The 19,616-nt window shown below is 61.1% G+C and carries 18 protein-coding genes; 5 read left to right on the top strand and 13 right to left on the bottom strand.

All coding sequences use genetic code 11. From position 1 onward, the window contains the following. Nucleotides 1-6: 6 nt before the first annotated feature. Both gspM and gspN read left to right on the top strand, forming a co-directional pair. Nucleotides 7-519 carry a type II secretion system protein GspM gene (gene gspM / locus CEW87_RS14315; RefSeq protein ID WP_108974008.1) on the top strand — a complete coding sequence of 171 codons (513 nt, stop codon included), beginning with the start codon at nt 7-9 and terminating at the stop codon, nt 517-519. Beyond that, complete coding sequence (gene gspN, locus CEW87_RS14310) at nt 516-1,253, top strand: type II secretion system protein N (RefSeq protein WP_108974006.1); 738 nt, start codon at nt 516-518, stop codon at nt 1,251-1,253. Before gspM ends, gspN begins: the two co-directional genes overlap by 4 nt. 22 nt (nt 1,254-1,275) lie before the next feature. Here the strand turns inward: gspN and zapE are convergent, their stop codons facing one another. The 11 genes from zapE to CEW87_RS14255 form a co-directional block, all read right to left on the bottom strand. Beyond that, nucleotides 1,276-2,388, bottom strand: a complete 1,113-nt coding sequence (zapE, locus tag CEW87_RS14305) for a cell division protein ZapE (RefSeq protein ID WP_108974004.1) — start codon at nt 2,386-2,388, stop codon at nt 1,276-1,278. Between the two features lie 141 nt (nt 2,389-2,529). Continuing rightward, a complete protein-coding gene (gene lpdA / locus CEW87_RS14300; RefSeq protein ID WP_108974002.1) occupies nt 2,530-3,954 on the bottom strand; it encodes a dihydrolipoyl dehydrogenase in 1,425 nt (474 codons plus the stop codon). Between the two features lie 87 nt (nt 3,955-4,041). Continuing rightward, nucleotides 4,042-5,238 carry a 2-oxoglutarate dehydrogenase complex dihydrolipoyllysine-residue succinyltransferase gene (gene odhB, locus CEW87_RS14295; RefSeq protein WP_108974000.1) on the bottom strand — a complete coding sequence of 399 codons (1,197 nt, stop codon included), beginning with the start codon at nt 5,236-5,238 and terminating at the stop codon, nt 4,042-4,044. Between the two features lie 21 nt (nt 5,239-5,259). Next, nucleotides 5,260-8,112, bottom strand: a complete 2,853-nt coding sequence (locus tag CEW87_RS14290) for a 2-oxoglutarate dehydrogenase E1 component (RefSeq protein WP_420094114.1) — start codon at nt 8,110-8,112, stop codon at nt 5,260-5,262. A 159-nt stretch (nt 8,113-8,271) separates the two neighbouring features. After that, nucleotides 8,272-9,567 carry a citrate synthase gene (gene gltA, locus CEW87_RS14285; RefSeq protein WP_108947746.1) on the bottom strand — a complete coding sequence of 432 codons (1,296 nt, stop codon included), beginning with the start codon at nt 9,565-9,567 and terminating at the stop codon, nt 8,272-8,274. A 63-nt stretch (nt 9,568-9,630) separates the two neighbouring features. Beyond that, nucleotides 9,631-9,867 carry a succinate dehydrogenase assembly factor 2 gene (locus CEW87_RS14280; protein WP_108951121.1) on the bottom strand — a complete coding sequence of 79 codons (237 nt, stop codon included), beginning with the start codon at nt 9,865-9,867 and terminating at the stop codon, nt 9,631-9,633. A 4-nt stretch (nt 9,868-9,871) separates the two neighbouring features. Beyond that, complete coding sequence (locus tag CEW87_RS14275; protein ID WP_108973996.1) at nt 9,872-10,582, bottom strand: succinate dehydrogenase iron-sulfur subunit; 711 nt, start codon at nt 10,580-10,582, stop codon at nt 9,872-9,874. A gap of 21 nt (nt 10,583-10,603) precedes the next feature. Next, entirely contained in the window at nt 10,604-12,397 is a 1,794-nt protein-coding gene (gene sdhA, locus CEW87_RS14270; protein ID WP_108973994.1) for a succinate dehydrogenase flavoprotein subunit, read from the bottom strand. A 2-nt stretch (nt 12,398-12,399) separates the two neighbouring features. Next, nucleotides 12,400-12,747, bottom strand: coding sequence for a succinate dehydrogenase, hydrophobic membrane anchor protein (gene sdhD / locus CEW87_RS14265; RefSeq protein WP_108973992.1), 348 nt, complete (start codon nt 12,745-12,747; stop codon nt 12,400-12,402). Continuing rightward, nucleotides 12,741-13,130 carry a succinate dehydrogenase, cytochrome b556 subunit gene (sdhC, locus tag CEW87_RS14260; RefSeq protein ID WP_108947742.1) on the bottom strand — a complete coding sequence of 130 codons (390 nt, stop codon included), beginning with the start codon at nt 13,128-13,130 and terminating at the stop codon, nt 12,741-12,743. Before sdhC ends, sdhD begins: the two co-directional genes overlap by 7 nt. 99 nt (nt 13,131-13,229) lie before the next feature. Beyond that, nucleotides 13,230-13,958: a GntR family transcriptional regulator gene (locus CEW87_RS14255; protein WP_108947741.1), complete on the bottom strand. Its 729-nt coding sequence runs from the start codon at nt 13,956-13,958 to the stop codon at nt 13,230-13,232. A gap of 222 nt (nt 13,959-14,180) precedes the next feature. Between CEW87_RS14255 and CEW87_RS14250 the strand changes: the two genes are divergently transcribed. Together CEW87_RS14250 and CEW87_RS14245 are read left to right on the top strand one after the other, a co-directional pair. Further along, entirely contained in the window at nt 14,181-15,173 is a 993-nt protein-coding gene (locus CEW87_RS14250) for a malate dehydrogenase (protein ID WP_108973990.1), read from the top strand. Nucleotides 15,174-15,301: 128 nt separating this feature from the next. Next, nucleotides 15,302-16,303 carry an HpcH/HpaI aldolase/citrate lyase family protein gene (locus tag CEW87_RS14245; RefSeq protein WP_108973988.1) on the top strand — a complete coding sequence of 334 codons (1,002 nt, stop codon included), beginning with the start codon at nt 15,302-15,304 and terminating at the stop codon, nt 16,301-16,303. A 65-nt stretch (nt 16,304-16,368) separates the two neighbouring features. Here the strand turns inward: CEW87_RS14245 and CEW87_RS22445 are convergent, their stop codons facing one another. Beyond that, complete coding sequence (locus tag CEW87_RS22445) at nt 16,369-17,334, bottom strand: hypothetical protein (RefSeq protein ID WP_159098168.1); 966 nt, start codon at nt 17,332-17,334, stop codon at nt 16,369-16,371. Continuing rightward, nucleotides 17,331-18,290: a LysR substrate-binding domain-containing protein gene (locus CEW87_RS14230; RefSeq protein ID WP_108973986.1), complete on the bottom strand. Its 960-nt coding sequence runs from the start codon at nt 18,288-18,290 to the stop codon at nt 17,331-17,333. Before CEW87_RS14230 ends, CEW87_RS22445 begins: the two co-directional genes overlap by 4 nt. 175 nt (nt 18,291-18,465) lie before the next feature. On the opposite strand from CEW87_RS14230, the gene CEW87_RS14225 reads away from it, so the two are divergent. Next, nucleotides 18,466-19,605 (top strand): MFS transporter, encoded by a 1,140-nt coding sequence (locus CEW87_RS14225; protein WP_108973984.1) that lies wholly within the window; start codon nt 18,466-18,468, stop codon nt 19,603-19,605. The last annotated feature ends 11 nt before the right edge of the window (nt 19,606-19,616 follow it).

Genomic DNA, 19,616 nt, shown 5'->3' with positions numbered 1-19,616 from the left:
CCGATCATGATCAGCCTCTCACCCTCACGCCTGCACGTCTCCCTTCAGGCGTGGCTCGCAGCACGCGCACCGCGCGAACGTCAGTTATTGAGGATGGCCGGCTTGCTCCTGCCGCTCGCCGCGGCGTGGGCCGTGTTCGACTGGACGTGGTCTGAACAGCAGCGCCTTGCCCTCCGTCTGCCCGCTGCACGGGCCAGCTTCGAGCGCATGCAGGAGGACGCAGCCGAGCTCGCCCGTCTGCGCACGCTGCCCCCGGTCACTGCCGTTTCATCCGCTGCACTTGTTGCTGCGACAAGCACAGCAGCGGAAGCGCGCGGACTGCGTGTCTCTGCCGCAATGAGCGCTGAAGGCGTGGTCGTCAAAGGCAGCGCCACACTTCCCGCACTGGTGGACTGGCTCGCAAGCATTCAGGCTGACCTGCGGCTGCGCCCGATCCGCATGAAGACGACGCCCGGTGGCGACGGACAGTTCGAGGTGGTTCTGCAAGCGTATGACGACGCAGGACTGAACGGCGGATGAAACGGTTTGCACTCTTTGTCCTTGCGCTCCTGTGCGTGACTGTCGCCGCCGCACCGTCCGTGCTGCTGGACACTGCACTGGCATCGGCAAGCGAAGGCCGCGTCCGGCTCGCATCGCCCGCTGGCAGCCTGTGGCATGGGCAGGGCTACCTTGCGCAAGCAGGCGAAGGCAAACAACTCAAGCCCTGGCTCAAGCTCGGATGGCGTTTTGACCCACCTGCCCTGCTGCACGGTGAAGGCGCGTGGGACGTCGAGGCCGACGGGAAGTCAGCTGCACGAATCGTACTTGGCCTGGATGGCTGGCGAATGGAGGGGCTTGAAATCACCTTGCCGGCGCAGCCCCTGTTCAGGGCACTGGCCCACCCCGCCTTTCATTTTGGCTGGCGGGGGTGGCTGGAGGCAGACGGCAAGGGTCTCGAATGCGACTGGCAAAGCGTGTGCTCGGGCAATCTCGCACTGAGCTGGCGCGCAGCCAGCACCGACATCCTGCTCGAACCCCGTCTGGGTGACTACCGGGCCGAAGTCGACGCGGACGGCAGGTCGCTGAACCTGCAACTATCAAGCACAGCAGCCAGCCCGCTTCAGATCAGCGGCCGCATCGACCTGAGTGCGGGCCTGTCACCCGCGTTTGACCTGACTCTGGATGGCGAGCCGGCCATCATCGACCGCCTCGCCCCGCTCATCAACAACATCGCGCAACGCGAGGGCACACGCCTGCGGATCCGGTCACCGTAACGAACCCGCATGCATGTACGGCTTACTCCACCCGGTGCGGTTCCGCCAGGTAGTCGCGGGTCCGCATTTCCATCAGTCGACTGACGGTGCGCACGAACTCATGTGCGTTATGCCCTTCGGTATACAGGTCGTGAGCCTCGACCTCCGCGCTCATGATGAGCTTGACGCGATGATCGTAGAGCACATCGATCAGCCACGTCAGACGACGCGCCTCGGAGGCCTCCCCACCCCGCATCCTTGGCACGCCGGACAGCAGCAAGGTGTGATGCTCGCGGGCAATCTCGAGATAGTCGTTCTGCGACCGGTTGCCACGGCATAGCGTGGCGAAGTCGAACCAGATCACGCCGACTGCGCATCCAAGCACCGGCAGGCTGCGACCGATGACTTCGATCTCGCCCGGCACGACGTCTGTCGCTGCGAGTCGCTTGAAGTCGTCGCGCATCTTCTGATTCGCCGCCTCGTCAGCGGGCACCAGATAGATCTCGATCTTCTCCAGCGTGCGCAGGCGATAATCGGTGCCATGGTCGACTTCGATGACATCGAAGCGACGCTTCATCATCTCGATGGTGGGCAGGAAATTCACCCGCATCAGACCGTTCGGATAGAGCCCCTCGGGCGGGTAGTTCGAGGTCATGACGAAAATCACGCCGCGCGCGAACAAGGCGTCGAGCAAGCGGCCGAGGATCATTGCATCCGCGATGTCGGAAACGTGAAACTCGTCGAAACACAACAAGCGCGTCTGCCGGGCGATGCGGTCGGCAACCTTCTGCAACGGGTCTGCTTCCTGATTGTGATCCTTCAGGTCGTTCTGGACTTCCTGCATGAAGGCATGGAAGTGCACCCTGCGCTTGCGCTGATAGGGGACCGAGTCGTAGAAGCAATCCATCAGAAAACTCTTGCCACGCCCTACGCCGCCCCAGAAATACACGCTACGCGGCATGCGCGGACGTGCGAACACCTTGCGCAGAGCCGTGCGTCGTGCGGCCTTGAAGGTCACGAGCTCGGTGTAGAGCTGCTGCAGGCGCTGAACAGCCGCGCGTTGCGCCGGGTCGGATTTATATCCCCGCGCCTTGAGCTGCGCATCGTAGGCATCGAGCATGCCCCGTTCGGGAACATTGAGGGTACGGTGAGGCATTGAAATGACCGCTTAATGATTTACGAATGATCTGCACAATCATGCAGCCCGCGAAGCGGAATGCATGGGTAAAAAAGCACAAGGGGTGAAAAACAGGGACAGCGCCCCTGTTTCCCACCCCCTGCGTGCTTAAGCGACCGCTTAGAAGTGCAGCGGGCGCTTGTCGCAGGCGAGCGCTGCTTCATGCACCACTTCCGACATCGTCGGGTGGGCGTGGCAGATACGCGCCAGATCTTCGGAGCAGCCCGCAAACTCCATCGCCACGACCGCTTCGGAGATCAGCTCAGAAGCACCGGCACCGATGATATGTACACCGAGGATGCGGTCGGTGTTGGCGTCGGCCAGCATCTTGACGAAGCCCGTGGGCTCGCCCATGCCAAGCGCGCGGCCATTGGCGAGGAACGGGATCTTGCCGACCTTGTACGCGACGCCCGCAGCCTTGAGCTGCTGTTCGGTCTTGCCGACCCAGGCAATCTCCGGGCTGGTGTAGATGACCCAGGGCACGGTGTCGAAATTGCAGTGACCGGCCTGACCCGCCATCAGTTCGGCGACCATCACGGCTTCTTCCATTGCCTTGTGTGCCAGCATCGGGCCGCGCACCACATCGCCAACCGCCCATACGCCCGGCAGGTTGGTACGGCAGTGGTCATCGACTTCGATCATGCCGCGCTCGGTGATCTTCAGTTCCACTGCCTCGGCATTGAGGCCGTCGGTATTGGGCACACGACCGACAGACACGATCAGACGATCGGCTTCGAGCTTCTGATCCGCGCCGTCCTTGTCCTTGTAGGAAATGACGACGCCCTTCTTGCCAACCTTGACCTCACCGATCTGGACGCCGAAGTTGAACTTCAGGCCCTGCTTGGTGAAGACCTTGAGCGCTTCCTTGGCCACATCCTGGTCGGCTGCGGCAAGGAACTCGGGCATGGCTTCGAGCACCGTCACTTCGGCACCCACACGACGCCACACCGAACCCATTTCGAGACCGATCACGCCGGCGCCGATGACAGCCAGCTTCTTCGGCACAGCGTCGATATCGAGCGCGCCGACGTTGTCGCAGACGATCTTGTTATCCACCGGAACACCCGGGAGATGGCGCGGCGACGAACCGGTCGCAATGATGACCTGCTTGGCCACGACCAGCTCTTCGCCAACCATGACCTGCCAGCCTGCATCGGACTTGCCGACGAAGGAGCCGTGACCGTTGATCAGGGTGACCTTGTTCTTCTTGAACAGGCCCTTGATGCCGCCGGTGAGCTGATCGACGATGGTGCTCTTGCGGGCGACCATTTTCGTGACGTCGATCTTGGGCGTACCCACGTTGATGCCTTGTGCGGCAAAGCTGTGACCGGCTTCTTCGAACAGGTGCGAGGTGTGGAGCAGTGCCTTCGAGGGGATGCAGCCCACGTTCAGACAGGTACCGCCAAGACGCGGCTCGCCCTTGGGGTCGGCATAGGGGTTCGACTCGCAGCAGGCGGTCTTGAAACCCAGTTGAGCAGCGCGGATGGCCGCTACGTAACCGCCGGGACCACCGCCGATGACGAGTACATCGTATTCATGTGCCATGAAAATCTCCCTTGCAGAATCGAAAAGGGGCACACCCGCGCACGGCGAAAACGGCCGGTTCGAATGTGCCCCTGAAGCGTGTTGTTGTTATACGTCGAGGATCAGGCGGGCCGGATCTTCCATCGCTTCCTTCATCGCCACCAGGCCCAGAACGGCCTCGCGACCATCGATGATACGGTGGTCGTAGGACATGGCCAGGTAGTTGATCGGACGCACCACAACCTGACCGTTCTCGACCACGGCACGATCCTTGGTGGCGTGGATGCCGAGGATGGCGGACTGCGGCGGGTTGATGATCGGGGTCGACATCATCGAACCGAACACACCACCGTTGGAGATCGAGAACGTGCCACCGGTCAGCTCTTCAAGCGACAGCTTGCCGTCCTTGGCCTTCTGGCCGAACTCGGCAATTTTCTTCTCGATGTCGGCAACTGACATCGACTCGACGTTACGCAGGATCGGCACAACCAGGCCACGCGGCGAACCAACAGCGATACCGATGTCGATGTAGCCGTGATAGACGATGTCGTTGCCATCGACCGAAGCGTTCAGGATCGGGTACTTCTTCAGCGCAGCCACCGCGGCCTTGACGAAGAAGCCCATGAAGCCCAGACGCACGCCGTGCGCCTTTTCGAACTTCTCGCCGTACTGCTTGCGCAGGGCCATCACCGGCGCCATGTTCACTTCGTTGAACGTGGTCAGAATGGCATTCTCGTTCTTCGACTGCAGCAGGCGCTCGGCGATACGGGCACGCAGACGCGTCATCGGCACGCGCTCTTCGGCACGGTCGCCAGTCGCCACAACAGCCGGGGCGACTGCAGCCGCAGCGGCAGCCTTGGGCTGAGCACCAACGGCGTCTTCCTTGGTCACACGACCACCACGGCCGGTACCGGACACGTCGGCTGCAGACACACCCTTCTCGTCGAGGATCTTGCGTGCGGCCGGGCTCGCAGCGCCGGCAGCGCTCGAGGTCGCAGCGGCGGGCGGCGGCGTGACGGCCTGAACCGACGCGCTTGCGGCCGGCGCAGCGCCAGCCGATGCCTTGGCTTCAGTGTCGATCTGTGCAATCAGGTCACCAGAGGCAACGGTATCACCGTCACCCTTGATGATCTTGACCAGCACGCCGTCGGCAGGTGCCGGCGTTTCGAGCACGACCTTGTCGGTCTCGATATCGATCAGGTTTTCGTCACGCGAAACCGCTTCGCCTTCCTTCTTGTGCCAGGTCACCAGCGTGGCTTCGGAAACGGACTCGGACAGTTGAGGTACTTTGACTTCGATCAGCATGTGGTTTTCTCCCCTTTGTGCTTATACGTTGGGTGACTGAGGCGTGGCGTCGTGAATCGGGCCAAAGGCGTTCTCAATCACTTCTTTCTGTTGCTGGTTATGTTTGGCGTAGTAACCCACTGCAGGCGATGCGGCAGCCGGACGGCTGACCAGCAGCAGCTTGCGCTTGGTGCCGAGCACGTTGACCAGGTGCTGACGCGAGGCCAGCCAGTACCATGCACCCTGGTTACGCGGCTCTTCCTGAACCCACACCACTTCCTTGGCGTTCGGGAACTGATTGATCGCCTTGCCGAACTCTTCAGCCGGGAAGGGATACAACTGCTCCAGACGCACCAGTGCGGTATCGGTGATGTTGTGTTCGCGACGGTAGGCAAGCAGCTCGTAGTAGATCTTGCCCTGGCAGATCACCACACGCTTCACCTTCTTCGGCTCGAGCTTTTCGACTTCGGGAATCACGGTCTGGAAGTGGCCGGTGGCCAGTTCTTCCATCGAAGAGATCGCTTCCTTGTGACGCAGCAGCGATTTCGGCGTGATGATGATCAGCGGCTTGCGCAGTTTGCGAATCATCTGACGACGCAGCAGATGGAAGATCTGAGCCGGCGTGGTCGGAACGCAGACCTGCCAGTTGTTCTCGGCAGCCATGTTCATGAAGCGCTCGGGGCGTGCAGACGAGTGCTCCGGACCCTGACCTTCGTAACCGTGCGGCAACATCATCACCAGACCGCTCAGGCGGCCCCACTTGGCCTCACCCGAACTGATGAACTGGTCGATCACGACCTGCGCACCGTTCACGAAGTCGCCGAACTGAGCTTCCCAGACCACGAGCTCGTTGGGCTCGGCAGTGGAGTAGCCGTATTCGAAACCCAGCACAGCCTCTTCGGACAGTACGGAGTCGAAACACTGGAAGCCGGCCTGGCCTTCCTGGATATGAGCCAGCGGCGCATAGGTGCCTTCATCCCAGCGCTCGCGCAGCTGGTCGTGGAGCACCGCATGACGGTGGAAGAAGGTGCTGCGGCCGACGTCTTCACCGGAAATACGAACGGCGAAGCCCTGTGCCAGCAGACTGGCGTAAGCGAGGTTCTCGCCCATGCCCCAGTCCAGCGGCAACTCGCCACGGCCCATTGCTGCGCGATCCTGGATGATCTTCTTGACCCGCGATTGCAGGGTGAACTTTTCCGGAATCGCAGTCAGGCGCTCGGACAGGCGCTTGACTTCCTGCACCGGAATCGAGGTATCAGCCTCGTCGGTGTAGGGCTTCTTGAGATAAGGACTCCAATCCACCGAGAACTGACGGTTGTGACCGGACAGCACCGGGTTGTAGAGCAGCTCGCCCTTGTCCAGGTGTTCGCGGTACTCCGCGATCATCTTCTCCGGCTCTTCTGCCGCCAGCGTGCCTTCGGCGATCAGGCGATCAGCGTAGATCTTGCGCGTACCCGGGTGCTGCTGGATCTTGCGATACATCAGCGGCTGAGTGACCATCGGCTCGTCCTGCTCGTTGTGGCCGAGCTTGCGGTAGCACACGATGTCGATGACCACGTCCTTCTTGAACTCCTGACGGAACTCGAGCGCAAGCGCGGTCACGAAGGACACCGCCTCCGGATCATCGCCATTGACGTGGAAAATCGGGGCCTCGACCATCTTGAAGATGTCGGTGCAGTAAAGCGAAGAGCGGTAGTCGCGCGGATCGGACGTAGTGAAGCCGATCTGGTTGTTTACCACCAGGTGAACCGTACCGCCCGTGCCATAGCCGCGGGTCTGGGAGAAGTTCAGCATCTCCTGGTTGACGCCCTGGCCGGCCACGGCCGAGTCGCCATGCACCAGCACGGCCAGCACCTGGTTCTTGTCCTTGTCCTTGCGGCGCACCTGGCGCGCATAGACCGAACCGGCCACCACCGGATTGATGATCTCGAGGTGGGACGGGTTGAAGGCCAGCGTCAGGTGCATCGGGCCGCCCGGCGTCATGACGTCGCTCGAGAAACCCATGTGGTACTTCACGTCACCCGCGGTCAGGTCCGAAGCGGCCTTGCCCTCGAATTCCGAGAACAGCATCGACGGCGACTTGCCCAGGGTGTTGACCAGCACGTTCAGACGACCGCGGTGGGCCATGCCGATCACGGTCTCGGCTACACCAAGGCTGCCGGCAACGCGGATCAGTTCGTCCATTGCGACGATGGTGGATTCACCACCTTCGAGCGAGAAACGCTTCTGGCCGACGTACTTGGTATGCAGATAACGCTCGAGCGTCTCGGCAGCCGTCGTGCGCTCGAGGATACGGCGCTTGGTGTCGGCAGAGAACTTAGGCGTACCGCGCACGCTTTCCAGACGACTCTGGATCCAGCGTTTCTGGGCGATATCCGTGATGTACATGTACTCGGAGCCGATCGATCCGCAGTAGGTCTGGCGCACTGCTTCGAGGATCTCGCGCAGCGTGGCGCGCTCGGTCGAGAAGCCGTGGAAGGAGCCTACGTTGAAGCTGCGCGAAAGATCCGCTTCGGTAAAGCCGTAGAAGGACGGCTCAAGTTCGGCAATCTGCGGACGCTCTGTGCGCTTGAGCGGATCGAGGTTCGCCCAGCGGTTGCCGAGGAAGCGGTAGGCGTTGATCAGCTGCAGCACTGCTACCTGCAGTTTGTCCTCGCCGCCTTCGGACATGACCGTGCGCACGGGGCCACGCTTGGCCATCTGTTCGAACGCGGCGATGATCGGTCCATGCGCAACGTCGCGCACTGCGGCACCGGCCTGCGCCTGGAGCTTGTCGAAATAGTCGCGCCACGTATCCGACACGGATGCCGGATCAGCCAGATAATTCTCGTAGAGTTCTTCAATGAACGGCGCGTTTGAGCCGAACAAATGAGATGTATTTTGAAGCTGCTTCATGATGAAAGCCACCTGTTGTGTTCTGAGACCCTGCTTTCTGAAATTGGGGTGAACCAGACCGAAAGCGCCGCACGATGAAAAAACGGGACGGCCGCATGCGAAGCGACCATCCCGTAGCGGCTAGCGCCGATCCCGTCTCCCTCCCCTCTCCATCGTCTCTTACGGACGCTGACCGATCGGCGTTACGTCGCGGCGTGCCGCGCCAACATACAGCTGGCGAGGACGGCCGATCTTGTACTCCGGGTCGGTGATCATTTCTTCCCACTGGGTGATCCAGCCCACCGTGCGCGCAAGCGCGAAGATGCAGGTGAACATTGAGGTCGGGATGCCCAGTGCCTTCTGCACGATGCCCGAGTAGAAGTCCACGTTCGGGTAGAGCTTCTTCTCGACGAAGTACGGATCTTCCAGTGCGATCTTTTCGAGCTGCATGGCCAGCTTGAACAGGCGGTCGTTCTCGAGGCCGAGTTCCTTCAGCACTTCGTTGCACACCTTGCGCATCAGCGTGGCGCGCGGATCGAAGTTCTTGTACACACGGTGACCGAAGCCCATCAGCTTGAAGCTGTCGTTCTTGTCCTTGGCGCGTGCGATGTACTCATCAACGCGCGAGACGTCGCCGATTTCTTCCAGCATGTTGAGGCAGGCTTCGTTCGCACCGCCGTGTGCCGGGCCCCACAGGCAGGCAATACCTGCCGAGATGCACGCAAACGGGTTGGCACCGGACGAGCCGGCCAGACGCACGGTCGAGGTCGAAGCGTTCTGCTCGTGATCGGCGTGCAGCGTGAAGATCACGTCGAGCGCACGCACCAGCACCGGGTTCGGCTTGTACTCTTCGCACGGGGTACCGAACATCATGTGCATGAAGTTCGCCGTGTAGCTGAGGTCGTTACGCGGGTACATGAACGGCTGCCCGGTGTTGTACTTGTACGCCATGGCGACGATGGTCGGCAGCTTGGCGATCAGGCGGTTGATCGACACGTTGCGGTGCTCGACGTCCGAGAAGTCCATCGCGTCGTGGTAGAACGCAGACAGCGCGCCAACCACGCCGACCATGATGGCCATCGGGTGGGCATCACGGCGGAAGCCGTTGAAGAAGCGGGTCAGCTGATCGTGAACCATGGTGTGGTTCTTGATCGTGGTTTCGAACTCCGTCTTCTGCGCGGCGTTCGGAAGCTCACCATTCTTGAGCAGATAAGCTACCTCAAGAAAGTTGCACTCGTCCGCCAACTGCTCGATCGGGTAGCCGCGGTACAGCAGTTCGCCCTTGTCACCGTCGATGAAGGTGATCTTGGACTTGCAGCTCGCGGTGGAGAGGAAACCGGAGTCGTAGGTAAACAGGCCGGTTTTTGCGCCCAGCGTGCGAATGTCGATAACGTCCTGACCATGGGTCCCGGTCATCACCGAAAAATCGACAGTCTTGCCATCGACGGTTAGGGTTGCAGTGCGTTCAGTGCTCATAGTTCGTCCCTTTTCCTTGCCCGTTTAACTTCCAACTCCCTTATTCATCCCCGACCGGTGTCGTCATCGCTGACTGAGCAACCCGATCATCTCTTTCCAGCGTTCCACTTCGCATGGCTTGCTACCATTGACCATCCCCCAGATATCATAGTCGTCAGCTCGCAACAGATCTTCCAGATCGGCCAGCTGATCATCCGAGAGCTGATCAAAATCCCGCTCCAGGAAGCGCGTGAACACAAGGTCCAGCTCCAGCAGTGCCCTGCGGCACTGCCAGCGCACACGCCCCCTGTTGATCGTCAGCGCATCAGACCGCACGGCGAACCATCATGTCCTTGATCTTGCCGATGGCCTTCGTCGGATTCAGATTCTTGGGACATACGTCGACGCAGTTCATGATGCTGTGGCAACGGAACAACCGGTACGGATCTTCCAGGTTGTCGAGTCGCGCATTGGCGTCTTGGTCCCGCGTGTCTGCCAGGAAGCGGTAGGCAGCCAGCAGGCCGGCCGGACCAACAAACTTGTCCGGGTTCCACCAGAACGACGGGCACGACGTCGAGCAACAGGCACACAGAATGCACTCGTACAGGCCATTGAGCTCTTCGCGCTCTTCCGGCGTCTGCAGGCGTTCGCGCTCCGGCGTCGGCTCGTTGTTCACCAGGTAGGGCTTGATCGAGTGGTACTGCTTGAAGAACTGGGTCATGTCCACGATCAGATCGCGGATGACCGGCAGACCCGGCAGCGGGCGCAGCGTGATCGGCTGCTGCAGGCTGTCGACGTCGGTCAGGCAGGCCAGCCCGTTCTTGCCGTTGATGTTCATCGCGTCGGAACCGCACACGCCTTCGCGGCAGGAACGACGGAAAGACATCGAATCGTCCTTCGCGCGCAGACGCACCAGCGCGTCGAGCAGCTTCTTGTCAGACGGCTCGAGCTCTACGGTGATGTCCTGCATGTAGGGCTTTTCGTCACGATCCGGATCGTACCGATAGATCTTGAATGAAACGCTACGTTTGCTCATATCGAATATTCTCCCGAGCCGTTAGTAGGTACGCTTGGCAAGCTCAATCGCCTTGACGTCGTCCGACATCGGCTTGAGGTTCACCGGCTTGTAGTCGAGACGATTGCCTTCGCTGTACCACAGCGTGTGCTTCAGCCAGTTCTCGTCGTCACGACCGTTGGGGTTCTCTGCCGTATCCGGAGCATCGTCACGGACGTGCGCACCACGCGATTCCTTGCGCGCTTCGGCCGACACGATGGTTGCGCGGGCAACTTCGATCAGGTTGTCGAGTTCCAGTGCTTCCATGCGGGCGATGTTCCACACCTTGGACTTGTCTGCAATTTCGGTCCGCTTGGCGCGCTCGGCCACCTCGGCCATCTTCGCCACACCTTCCTTGAGCAGATTGTCGAAGCGGAACACGCCGGCATGCTTCTGCATGGTACGACGCATTTCCAGGCCAACGTCGAACACGCTCTCGCCACCGGTCTGGTTTTCCAGACGGGCCAGACGGGCAAGCGAAACGTCAGCAGCATCCGCGGGCAGCGGCTTGAGGCTGAGGTTGCCGGACTGGAAGTCCTCGACCACGGTCTCGCCAGCCGACTTGCCGAAGACCAGGAGATCGAGCAGCGAGTTGGTACCCAGACGGTTTGCACCATGCACCGAAGCACAGGCACATTCGCCGGCAGCGTAGAAACCGACGATCGGCGTGTTGGGATTGCCATCCTTCGGCACCACGACCTGCCCCTTGTAGTTGGTCGGAATACCGCCCATCTGATAGTGACAGGTCGGCACAACCGGAATCGGCGCCTTGATCGGGTCGACACCGGCGAACTGGATCGCGATCTCACGAATGCCAGGCAGGCGCTTCATGATGTTCTCGGGTGCCAGGTGGGTGATGTCGAGCAGGACGTGATCCTTGTCAGGACCGCAACCACGACCTTCGTTGATTTCGGTGGTCATTGCGCGCGAAACCACGTCACGCGAAGCCAGATCCTTCAGGTTGGGCGCATAGCGCTCCATGAAGCGCTCGCCGGAAGCATTGCGCAGAATGCCGCCTTCGCCACGCACGCCTTCGGTAATCAGCACGCCCGCGCCGGCCACGCCGGTCGGGTGAAACTGCCAGAATTCCATGTCTTCGAGCGGGACGCCAGCGCGCGCCGCCATGCCGACACCGTCACCGGTGTTGATGAAGGCATTGGTCGAAGAGTGGTAGATACGACCGGCACCACCCGTGGCGAAAATCGTCGCCTTGGAGTGGAAAATCGTGACTTCGCCGGTTTCCATCTCCATCGCCGTCACGCCGAGCACGTCGCCGTTCTCGTTGCGGATCAGGTCGAGCGCCATCCATTCGACGAAGAACTGGGTGTTCGCACGCACGTTGCGCTGATACAGCGCATGCAGCATGGCATGACCGGTACGGTCGGCAGCAGCACAGGAGCGCATCACCGGCGCCTGGCCGTAGTTCATCGAGTGACCACCGAACGGGCGCTGATAGATCTTGCCGTTGTCGGTGCGGTCGAAAGGCATGCCGTAGTGCTCGAGCTCGATGACGACCTCGTTGGCCTTCTTGCACATGAATTCGATGGCATCCTGGTCACCCAGCCAGTCCGACCCCTTGACGGTGTCGTACATGTGCCAGTGCCAGTTGTCTTCGGTCGAATTGCCGAGCGATGCAGCAACACCGCCCTGTGCAGCCACTGTATGGGAGCGGGTCGGAAAAACCTTGCTCAGAACAGCCGTCTTCATGCCGGCTTCGGAAAGTTGCAGGGCTGCCCGCAGACCGGCACCGCCGGCGCCGACAATGACCGCATCAAAGGTACGCTTCGCGACGTTCACGCTTACAGCCTCCAAAGAATCTGGGCTGCCCAGCCGGCATAGCCGACGAGCAGAAAGAGAGTAACCAGGTGCAGAGCAAGACGCACACCGGTCGGCTTGACATAGTCCATCCAGATGTCACGAACGCCGATCCATGCGTGATAGAACACCGAGAGGAAGAACAGGAAGCTCAGGAACTTGAACAGTCCGCCCGAGAACATCCCGGACCAGGCTTCGTAGCTCAACTCGGGCAGCATGAGCGCCGAGAATGCAAAGATGACGGTATAGATCGCCATATAGACGGCGGTACCGCGTTGCGCAATCCAGTCCTTCAGACCGTAGTGCGCGCCTACGACTTGACGCTTCACCATAGTGTCACCCCGATGATCACGGTGAGCACGAGGCTCACAATCAGAACAATCCGTGCAGAACTGCGGGCGGCCTGAAGCTCGACACCCTTGTGCATATCCAGCAGGAGAAAGCGGATGCCTGCACAGAAATGATGCAGGTAGGCCCACAGCAGACCCAGAAGCAACAGTTTGGCAAGCGGATGCGACACCACTGCCGAGAACACTTCAAACGACTCTGCCGAACCCAGGCTGCGATCGAGCAGATAAAGCAGGAAGGGCAACATCAGAAACAAGCCTGCCCCGCTGACCCGATGAAGGATCGATACGAAACCCGGCAACGGCAGCCGGATTTCATTGATGGCCAAATGCTTCGGCCTCTGTTTGCGCACTGTCACTTCTGACATGAAGACTCCCCTCAACATGCGCGGCGAAAATCCGCCGCAGACTCCCAAAAGCTTGAGATTATAGCGATGAAACACCCGTCATTGCGGCGTTTGACCTCATCAATTCAGCTCATTCAGATAGTAATGCTCCGCCGTCGAGTACAAACCACGACGCCATTCCACCGGCTTATCGCCGTACGTGTAGGTCACCCGCTCGACCGACAGCAAAGGGGTACCTTCTGCAACTTTCAATGCTTCGCTGGTGGAGCGATCGGCCGCGACCGCCCTGATACGCTCCTGAGCCCGGATCATGCGAGAGCCAAAACGGCTCTCAAGCAGCGAGTAGAGCGAACCATGCCAATCCTGAAGCGTTTCGAAACTCAAGCCCTGAAACAGTTCGCCCGGCAAATAAATCTCGTCAACCACCACAGGTTTGTTCGCAAACTTGAGCAGTCGGCGCAGAATGATGATTGGCGCACCGAGTTCGATCGCGAGCATGCGGGATGCTTCCTGACCGGCCTTTGCACGCCAGCAATCGAGCGGCACGCTTTTAGGATGGGAAAGATCACCATCGATGGGCACCAGTCGCAAAAACCGGAACAAGGCTCGCGGGTCGTTGTGGGAGGCAACATAGGTACCCTTGCCCTGCTTTCGCACCAGGAGGTTATCGCCGGCAATCTCGTCGATCGCCTTGCGCACCGTACCTTGGGACACACCGAAGCGTGCGGCAAGTTCCTGTTCGCTGGGAATCGCCTGCCCGGGACGCCATTCCCCCGCCTCAAGCGCCTGAAGAATCAGGGTCTTGATCTGGCGGTAAAGAGGGCTGAATGTGGGGGATTCCTGAGCCATCCGTGTATTTCAGCACAAAATTTTTCAGGAGTCTATGGGTCATCATATGTCTTATATAAGATAAAAGACACGATTTGACAGCGCACTCAGATGATCCTAAGATTTCCGCGCCTCGAAATTGCCGCCAGAGCGACGCACATTGATGCGTATTCCCGCCACCGGGGGTTGCGTCGAGAGCACGAACAATTCACCCAGACCGTCTTGTTTTGAGGGAGTACACACATGAGCAAAGCCCCCGTACGCGTTGCAGTCACCGGCGCCGCCGGCCAGATCGGCTACAGCCTGCTGTTCCGCATCGCCAGTGGCGAAATGCTGGGCAAGGACCAACCCGTCATCCTGCAACTGCTCGATCTGCCCCAGGCCCAGAAGGCGGTCAAGGGTGTGATGATGGAACTGGAAGACTGCGCTTTCCCGCTGCTCGCCGGCATGATTGCCACTGACGACCCCAACGTCGCCTTCAAGGACGCCAAGGTTGCCCTGCTCGTGGGTGCCCGCCCCCGCGGCCCCGGCATGGAGCGCAAGGACCTGCTGACCGAAAACGCCAAGATCTTCACCGTTCAAGGCGCAGCGATCGGCCAGTACGCCGACCCCGACTGCAAGGTGCTGGTTGTCGGCAACCCGTGCAACACCAACGCATACATCGCCAAGGAAGTGGCCCAGAAGTTCGGTCGCGTTCCGGCCAAGAACTTCACCGGCATGCTGCGTCTGGACCACAACCGCGCACTGTCGCAACTGGCCTCCAAGTCCGGTCGTGACGTAGCCAGCCTGAAGAGCCTGGTCGTCTGGGGCAACCACTCGCCCACCATGTACGCCGACTATCGCTTTGTCACCTCCAATGGCGACAACGTGAAGGGCATGATCAACGACGAAGCATGGAACCGCGATGTGTTCCTGCCCACCGTCGGCAAGCGCGGCGCTGCCATCATCGAAGCACGTGGCCTGTCCTCCGCTGCTTCGGCCGCCAACGCTGCCATCGACCACATCCACGACTGGGTGCTCGGTTCGAACGGCGAATGGGTCACCATGGGCATTCCGTCCGACGGCTCCTACGGCATCCCGGAAGGCATCATCTACGGCTTCCCGGTCACGACCGAAAACGGCGAGTACAAGATCGTCCAGGGCCTTGAGATCGACGCATTCTCGCGCGAGCGCATGACCCACACGCTGAACGAGCTGCTCGAAGAGCGCGAAGGCGTGAAGGATCTGCTCGGCTGAGCATTTGCGAACAACTGCCGGGCGCGAGTCCCGGCAGATCGCTCAAAGGCGCGCACCTCGGGGTTGCGCGCCTTTTTCGTTTACCACCCTGCTGCTATGCTTGCGCCCGGTTCTCAAGGGAAACGCTCATGACAGCAAGTTGCACCACTCACCCGCGCGACATCCTCTTCGCCGGCGAAAAACCGTTCCCCAACCTGCCTGCTGTTGACCACTACGCCGGATCCGAAAAGATGATCGGCAAGGCAATGGCACTGCAGCATCAGCTCGGCCCGATCTTCGACATTACCGGCGACTGCGAAGACGGTGCTCGCGCCGGCGCTGAAGCCGAGCACGCGGAAATGGTCGCCAACCTGGTGACGAGCAAGGACAATCGCTTCGGACGCGTCGGCGCGCGCATCCACGACATCACCCACGCACACTGGCAGCGCGACCTCGAGATCCTGGTCGGGCGGTCAGGAAAGCAACTTGCGTTCATCACCCTGCCCAAAGTGCGCTCCGCCGCGGATACCGCAGCCCAGATCGCCGAACTGCGGCGCATCGAACAGCGCGCCGGCCTGACACAGGCATTGCCGGTACACGTCCTGATCGAAACCCACGGCGCCTTGCGCGAAGCATGGGAGATTGCAGCGCTCGACGGCGTCGAATCGATTGATTTCGGGCTGATGGATTTCGTTTCCGGTCACCACGGCGCCATTCCAGGGTCGGCAATGAAGAGCCCCGGCCAGTTTGAACACCCTCTGGTCGTGCGTGCAAAGACGGAAATCTCGGCTGCAGCACTGGCAAACGGCGTGGTGCCGTCACACAACGTTACAACAGAGCTCAAGGACCTTGCGGTCATTCGCGCGGACGCGACGCGCGCGCGCAAGGAATTTGGCTATCTGCGCATGTGGAGCATCCACCCCAACCAGATTCAGCCGATTGTCGAAGCCATGCGACCGGACTTTTCCGAGGTGGAAGAAGCTGGTGAAATCCTGACCGGCGCCCAAAATGCATCGTGGGGGCCCATTCAGCACAACGGCCGCCTGCACGACCGCGCATCCTACCGCTACTACTGGGAGTTGCTGCAACGCGCGCGCAGTACCGGCATGCCGCTTTCGGAAGAAATCGCTGAACGCTTTTTCAAGCCCTGAGCAATGCGCCTTGCCGCGCCTGTTCGACGCGACAAGGCCATTTAGCCAGTTACATCAGGCAAACATCACGCCTTGTCTGTCGGCGGAGCGGCCGGTTTGCGCACACGGCGCGGCGCCGGCTTGGCCTTGACTTCGCCAGTCGTCACGCCCGCGGCCACAGGCGCTGGCGCGGGCTTGGCTGAGGCAGTTTTCGCTGCGGTAGTTTTCGCTGCGGTAGTTTTCGCTGCGGTAGTTTTCGCTGCGGTAGTTTTCGCTGCGGTAGTTTTCGCTGCGGTGGTCTTCGCTGCGGTGGTCTTCGCTGCGGTGGTCTTCGCTGCGGTGGTCTTCGCTGCGGTGGTCTTCGCTGCGGTGGTCTTCGCTGCCGTGGTCTTCGCTGCCGTGGTCTTCGCTGCCGTGGTCTTCGCTGCCGTGGTCTTCGCTGCCGTGGTCTTCGCTGCCGTGGTCTTCGCTGCCGTGGTCTCCGCTGCGGCGGTCTTCGCCGCAGCAGCAGGCTTCCTCGCCGCGCCCGGTGCCGCCGGCTTTGCGCGCGTGGAGCGCGATGACGCTGCCTTGGGCGCCTCAACCGGTGCGGCAGGCTTCGGGCTCACCACCTCGGCATCCACAACATTCGATGTACGCGCAACGAGATCCAGCACGCGCGCCGGACCTTTCTCGCGAACCGGCTCGACCTTGACTTCCTCGGCCTCCGTGCTGGTTCCTGCCGCAGCACCGAACAGCGGAAGCGCAGCCCGCATCATCAGGCGCATCGCGGTCTCCGCCCCGTGAACATCCAGCGGCATCACGCTGCTCTCGCCGCGCGGCAACCACGGCAGAAAGAAATCGATCGCTGGCGGCTGGCCTCTGCGCTCGGCTGCCAGTGCAGGCAACCACACGTTCGGCACCGAACCCACCGTTTTCAACCACTGCTGCCATTGACTGCCCATCAACTGGGACCAGCCTTGCCAGGCCGTCCACGGCTGTGAGCAGGCTGAAAGCCATGCAGACGAAAGGGCCGCAAAAGTGGCCGAGGGTGTGGTGTAAGCCGTTTTCATGGCAAGTCTCCGGACGGTAAAAATTGGGGCGTTGACGAAGGATACTCCTGCAACGCGCCGCCGGCTGCGCCTGTCACCTCATCCAGCACATTCAGAAACCCGCGCAGCAATGGGCTCGGCTCACCGTCCTGGTGCGCAACTGCCACCGGAAAAAAGGCGCCGTCACCCGCAATCGGGAGGTAGCGTACGCGTGGAATGCGCACACACTCCAGCGGCGCAGGCAGCAGCGCAAGACCAAGACCCGCCGCAACGAGGCCGATCTGCGTCGTAGCCTCGCGTGCAAGCTGGACCACCCGTGGCTCGAAGCCTGCCGCCCTGCACAAGCCTCGCAAAATCATGGGCAAACCGGTGCCCGCGTCCGTCGGAAAGGTAATGAAATCCTCATCCCGGAGGTCGGCAAAGTGCACTGCAGCCGCCCCCGCCAGTGGATGCGCCGCGTTGATGACAATACGCAGAGGGTCGCGCCCGATCTCCCGCACGGCGATACCGCCCTGCCCGCTCGGTGCACCGGTACGGACCAATCCGATATCGAGGCTGCCGCGGGCAATTGCGTCGAACTGCTCGGCAGAGAACATCTCTCGCAACTGCAGATGAACGCCGGGGTAGCGGCGCCGATAGGCATAGAGCACGTCAGGCAGGGTATTTGTATAGGGCAAGGACGACGTAAACCCGATTCTCAACTCCCCTGCCTCACCGCTTGCCACCCTGCGCATCTCCTCCGACGCCTCGACCGCGGCGGAAAGAATGCTCCTGGCACGCACGAGGAAACGTGCACCGGCCTGGGTCAGCATGACTTTGCGCCGGGTCCGCTCGAACAGAAGAACCCCGAGCTCGGCCTCCAGGTCGCGAATCTGCATCGACAAGGGCGGCTGGCCGATATGCAGACGCTCAGCCGCCCGGGTGAAGCTCAGCTCCTCGGCAACCGCAACGAAGTAACGTAGATGGCGCAGCTCCATTGATATCTTCTGTATATGAATAAGACTGCTCGAATATATTGGACTGGCGAAGTGGGCACAACCTAAGATCGGCCATCGAACAACACCTCAACCGGACAGATCAGACGTGCCACCCCCACCAACCACAGAGAAGCTCGAAGCCGGTTCCGAAGCGTTCAAGCGTGCAAACCAGGCAATGTTCGTCGGCGGCTTTGCGACCTTCGCCATGCTCTATGCCACCCAGCCGCTGCTCCCCCTGCTGACCAGCGAGTTCGGCATCAGCCCGGCAAGCGCCAGTCTCAGCGTTTCTGCTGGCACCGCAGCACTCGCGCTGATGCTGATTCCGGCAAGCGTCCTCGCCGACCGGAGCGGGCGCGAAAAGGTGATGAAGATTTCGCTGGCCCTGGCTGCGCTGATTGCGCTCGCGTGCGCAGCGGTCAATGACTTCAGCCAGCTGCTGATCCTGAGGGCACTGCTCGGCGCCAGCCTTGCAGGATTGCCTGCCGCAGCCATGGCCTACATCGGCGAAGAGGTGTCACCGCGCGCGCAGGGCAAGGCAATGGGTCTGTACATCGCAGGCAATGCGCTAGGCGGCATGAGCGGAAGGGTACTGTCTGCATTGCTGACCGACCTTGGCAGCTGGCGCATCGCGCTGCTCACGCTCGGGCTCCTCGGCATCGTATCCGCCGCCGTGTTCTGGTACCGGCTGCCACCCTCGCGCCATTTCCAGGCGCGCGCAGCCTCGATCTCGCGCATCATCGACGACGCCCGTCACATCAGCCGCGACGCGGGCCTGCCATGGCTGTTTCTCACCGCCCTGCTCGCGATGGGCGTGTTCATTGGCGTGTATAACTATCTCGGCTTCAGGCTGCTCGAAGCACCCTTTAATCTCGGCCAGACCGCAATCGGCGCAATTTTTCTGCTCTACGTTGTCGGATCATGGGCATCGGCCTTTGCCGGACAGCTCACGGATCGCTTCGGACGCCGCAAGGTACAGTGGGTCGTGGTGATGATCATGATCAGCGGACTCCTGCTCACGCTCAGCGACGCACTCGCCCTGCTCATCGCCGGCGTCGCCATTTTCACCTTCGGCTTCTTCGCCACCCATTCGATTTCGAGCGGCTGGGTCGCCCGCCGGGGCCAGGAGCGCCGCGGACTCGCCACCGCCATCTACCTCACTTTCTACTACCTCGGCGCAAGCCTCATCGGCAGCCTGTCCGGCTTCGCCTGGAGTCTCGGGCGCTGGAACGGGATCGCAGCAGTTCTCGGGCTCTGCCTGCTGCTCCTGCTCGCCATCGTTCTGCGCTTGAAGAAACTGCCGGCAGATCCCGCCTGAGCACGCTATCG

The organism is Parazoarcus communis, from assembly GCF_003111665.1.
Classification (GTDB): domain Bacteria; phylum Pseudomonadota; class Gammaproteobacteria; order Burkholderiales; family Rhodocyclaceae; genus Parazoarcus; species Parazoarcus communis_B.
The sequence above is the reverse complement of the archived record's forward strand: the minus strand, read 5'-3'. Positions and strand labels throughout refer to the sequence as shown.